Consider the following 4,034-nt stretch of genomic DNA (forward strand, 5'->3'; position numbering starts at 1 on the left):
GTCGATCACCCTGAACTTGGGCGCAGCTTCCATTATGCCACAAGCAAATGGCTGAGTTCGGAAACACGATGGCAGGCCGGCAAGCGCGCGCCGCTGCGCGGTGAGCATACGGACGAAGTGAGCAACACCTCAAGGCAGGCATCGCCAAAGGTAGCGGCAGAGGCGACCCTGAAACCGGCGCTCTCAGCACGCAATCGTCCCTTTCCTTTGCAGAACGTCCGCATCTTTGACTTCTCATGGTTTCTTGCTTCGGCGGGCGGAACGCGCTTTGCTGCTGCGCTTGGCGCCGAGTGCATCAAGGTCGAATGGAAGGAAAACCCAGACACACGCCTCGCCGCAATGGCACCCGTTGGGGGCCGCACGGCGCGCGAGGCCGCGACCGGCCCACTGCCGGGCGTCAGCGATCCCGACATGGGCGGCCAGTTCAACAATAAGAACGCGGGCAAGCGCGGGCTCTCGCTCAATATCCGCCACCCGAAAGGTATCGATATCGCCAAGCGGCTGATCGCAATCTCCGACGTCGTCGCCGAAGGCTTCTCTCCGGGCGTCCTCGATCGGTTAGGCCTGGGGTATGACGTCCTGCGCAGCATCCGTCCCGATATCATCTACGTCCAGCAGTCCGGCATGGGCAGTTACGGCACCTATGGCCGACTGCGCACCGTTGGGCCTATCGCTGCCTCGTTTGCTGGGATGAACGAGATGTCCGGTCTTGCCGAACCGGCGATGCCTGCCGGGTGGGGCTATTCCTATCTCGACTGGATGGGGGCCTATGGCTTCGCCCAATCGCTCCTCGGTGCGCTGTACTACCGCTCGGTCACCGGCAAGGGTCAGCATATCGATGCGTCCCAATGCGAAGCGGGCATCTTCCTTGCCAGCCAGGCCATCCTTGATTGGTCGGCAAACGGGCGAGTGTGGCAGCGTACCGGCAACCGCTCCCCTTATGGCAATGCCGCGCCGCATGGCGCCTATCGTTGCCAGGGGGCGGATCGCTGGATCGCGATCTCGTGCTGCGACCAGCGGTCATGGGCGGCGCTCGCCCATGCCGCGGGCCATCCTGAATGGCTAACCGATCCACGCTTCGCCAATATTGCGGCTCGTCTTGTCAACCAGGATGCACTGGACAAGGTGGTTGGAACGTGGACCGAGGGCGTTGAGGCCTATGACTGCATGAGCCGCTTGCAAGCAGCTGGCGTGGCCGCTGGCGTATGCCAGACGGCGGAGGATCGCTGCGATCACGATCCGCAGTTGCGGAGGCTGGAGTGGCTGACCGAAGTGCCTGGGACAAGGATCGGGACGTGGCCCGTGGCCGAAGTGCCGTTCAAACTTGGCCGCACACCCGCGCATGCAGGCGGATTGATCAACCGCGGAGCGCCTTGTTACGGCGAAGACAACGAATATGTCCTCGGTGAACTCCTCGGCCACTCAACAGCACAGATCCGCTCGTTCAAGCACGAGGGCGTTATTTGACCTCGGCAAGAATCCCAGGCGGATCAAGCCAAACAACCAGATGGATGACAATCAGATGACCAGCAAGCAGCGAAACAGCGTCGCCGACGGTACAGCGGCACGTGAACGCGTCGGTACGCGCTACCGTGATCCCGCTCTCGCCGAAGAATTGTCCCACGTCACTTGGAACAGCACGCTGGATGTGATGCTGTCGCACCGGTCGGTGCGCTACTACCTCGACCAGCCCCTTCCCGCAAATACCCTTGAGCTCGTCGTGGCGGCCGCACAGTCGGCGGCTTCAACTTCCAACCTCCAAGCTTGGAGCGTCATTGCGGTCGAGGACAAGGATCGCAAGGCGCGGCTGGCCGGCTACGCCGCGGACCAGAAGCACATCCATGACGCGCCGCTGCTGCTCGTTTTCGTCGCCGATCTGGCTCGCCTGCGTGCGATCAGCGATGAGCGGGGACATGCCGGTGTCGCACTCGATTACATCGAGGCATTCATCTTTGCCATCGCGGACGCCGCGTTCGCAGCGCAGAATGCCGCTGTTGCAATCGAGTCGCTCGGCCTCGGCTGCTGCTACATAGGCGCGATGCGTAACGACCCTCAGGCCGTCGCCAACGAACTGGGACTGCCCGACGAATCGATGGTCGTGTTCGGCATGACAGTCGGCCGCCCCGATCCGGCGGTGGCAACAGACGTCAAGCCGCGCCTGCCGCAAGGCATAATCCTCCACCGCGAGCGGTATACCCAAATCGACCCGGAGCTTATGGCGGCCTACGAGGCACGCATGCGGGAATTCCAGGCCGAACAGAACATGCGCAACATCGACTGGACTGAACAGACCGCGGCGCGGATAAAGGACGTTGCTGCACTGACCGGCAGGCACGTGCTCACGGACTTCCTGAAGGCGCGGGGATTTGGGCTCAAATAGTTGCGGTTGCGCGCGCCAATGTTGACTGAGAGACAGGGGCTGCGACTTCGTCAGGCTTGCGAACCGCCGGCCCTGTCACGTCGCCGAGATTCTCGGCAACTCAAACGCGTCTGTCGTGCGGACATAGGTGTTTCCTTGTGCCCTGGCGACAAGGCGCAATTTTTGTGTATCGACATGGAAGCGAACCGGGTCGATCAGCATGTCGTCGCGTATATGCATCATCTGGACCGTTCCCAGGATGAGCGAGCGCGATACCCCGAGAGGAACAATGCTGTGCAGCACGCACTCCATGGAGACGGGGCTCTCGGCAATTCGCGGCGCGGCGATCGTCACTGAAGCTTCCTCTGCAAGCCCGGAGCGCGAAAACTCATCGATTTCCGGCGCAAACTCGGCGGCGGTTATGTTCATCTGGTCCAGCCGATCCTCGTCGACCAGATTGACGACGAATTGGCCCGACATCCGGATATTGCGTCCTGTGTCCTTGTTGTCGCCTGCAGACCGGTCGACGATGCTGAAACCGACGACAGGGGGATCCTCGCTGAAGACATTGAAGAACGAGAATGGCGCTGCATTGCGCACCCCGTCCGACGCGACGGTCGTGACCCATGCGATCGGCCGTGGCGTGATCGTCGAGGATAGAAGTTTGTGCCGGTCAAGCGGCTTCAGCTCGGAGAAGTCGAACTGCATTGTCGTGGGGACCTCCGATGATTTGGCGGGGCAGACCAGTTTGGCTGGCGCCACGCCTTTCTAGCACCGGCAAAATCGATTGTTTGCTCTATATCGGAACGCGCGCATCGCGCTTAACGAGGCTGGTGCGTCAACGCATTGAAAGCATCTTCACCGCGGCTGCCGCTGCGCCAAAGCCATTGTCGATGTTGACCACCACAACTCCCGGCGAGCAACTCGCGAGCGCTGCGTTGAGCGCCACATATCCGCCGGCGGCCACGCCGTAGCCGACAGATGTCGGTACAGCGATCAACGGCGCCGCGATCAGCCCGGCGAGCACGCTGAAGAGCGCGCCTTCCATGCCGGCGACAGCGATAACAACCCGAAACATCCGGATTTCGTCGAGCCTTTCAGTAAGCCGCCACAATCCGGCGACACCGACATCGGCGACGATAGGCGCGTCATGGCCGTTGAAGCAGAGCGCTCGGGCGGCTTCCCGTGCGACCGACATATCCGACGTGCCCGCCGCCACGATGCCCACACCTGTGCTTGCAACGGGCATGGACCCGCCCAGCACCGCAGTGCGCGACAGTGGATCATAATCAAGTGCACTGCGAATGGCGAAATCGAGCGCCAGAAAATGGCTTTCGTCGAGACGCGTGAACAACAGCCGCTCTCCTTTCTCGGAAGCAGCGACGATGATGGCGGCCACCTGGGTCGGGCTCTTATGCTCACATAGCACCGCCTCCGGCACTCCGGTGCGCCTGCTGCGTTGCCAGTCGAGTTGAAAGTCGTTCATGGGCGCATGAACATCGCGCCGCGGCTGTAGGGCCGGGCGCCCACGAAGACGCGTCCTGCCTCGGCGCAAAGCCGCTGCGTGATCTCGACCAGCAGATGCTTCTGCGCGGACACGCCGTCGCCGAGTTCCAGAACCACGCCTGACCGCGTAATCCGGCAGCGCAACGTAACGCCACTGGCGGCAATGTCA

General features: G+C 62.1%; 4 protein-coding genes and 1 pseudogene. 2 read left to right on the forward strand and 3 right to left on the reverse strand.

Annotated elements, in window-relative coordinates; translation table 11 throughout:
• Together EN906_RS25460 and EN906_RS25465 are read left to right on the forward strand one after the other, a co-directional pair.
• A partial coding sequence (locus tag EN906_RS25460; RefSeq protein ID WP_164777348.1) for a CoA transferase occupies positions 1 to 1,467 on the forward strand: 1,467 nt, incomplete at its 5' end.
• Positions 1,468 to 1,522: 55 nt separating this feature from the next.
• Entirely contained in the window at positions 1,523 to 2,380 is an 858-nt protein-coding gene (locus EN906_RS25465) for a nitroreductase family protein (RefSeq protein WP_024504898.1), read from the forward strand.
• A gap of 75 nt (positions 2,381 to 2,455) precedes the next feature.
• Here the strand turns inward: EN906_RS25465 and EN906_RS25470 are convergent, their stop codons facing one another.
• From EN906_RS25470 to EN906_RS37415, 3 genes and pseudogenes are all read right to left on the reverse strand, one after another.
• Entirely contained in the window at positions 2,456 to 3,067 is a 612-nt protein-coding gene (locus tag EN906_RS25470) for a flavin reductase family protein (RefSeq protein ID WP_024504897.1), read from the reverse strand.
• Positions 3,068 to 3,197: 130 nt separating this feature from the next.
• Complete coding sequence (larB, locus tag EN906_RS25475; protein WP_127269186.1) at positions 3,198 to 3,845, reverse strand: nickel pincer cofactor biosynthesis protein LarB; 648 nt, start codon at positions 3,843 to 3,845, stop codon at positions 3,198 to 3,200.
• Positions 3,842 to 4,034, reverse strand: a pseudogene (locus tag EN906_RS37415) (adenine nucleotide alpha hydrolase); the annotation flags it as partial. The gene larB and the pseudogene EN906_RS37415, both read right to left, overlap by 4 nt.

It is taken from the genome of Mesorhizobium sp. M7A.F.Ca.CA.004.06.1.1 (assembly GCF_003999135.1).
Taxonomy (GTDB): domain Bacteria; phylum Pseudomonadota; class Alphaproteobacteria; order Rhizobiales; family Rhizobiaceae; genus Mesorhizobium.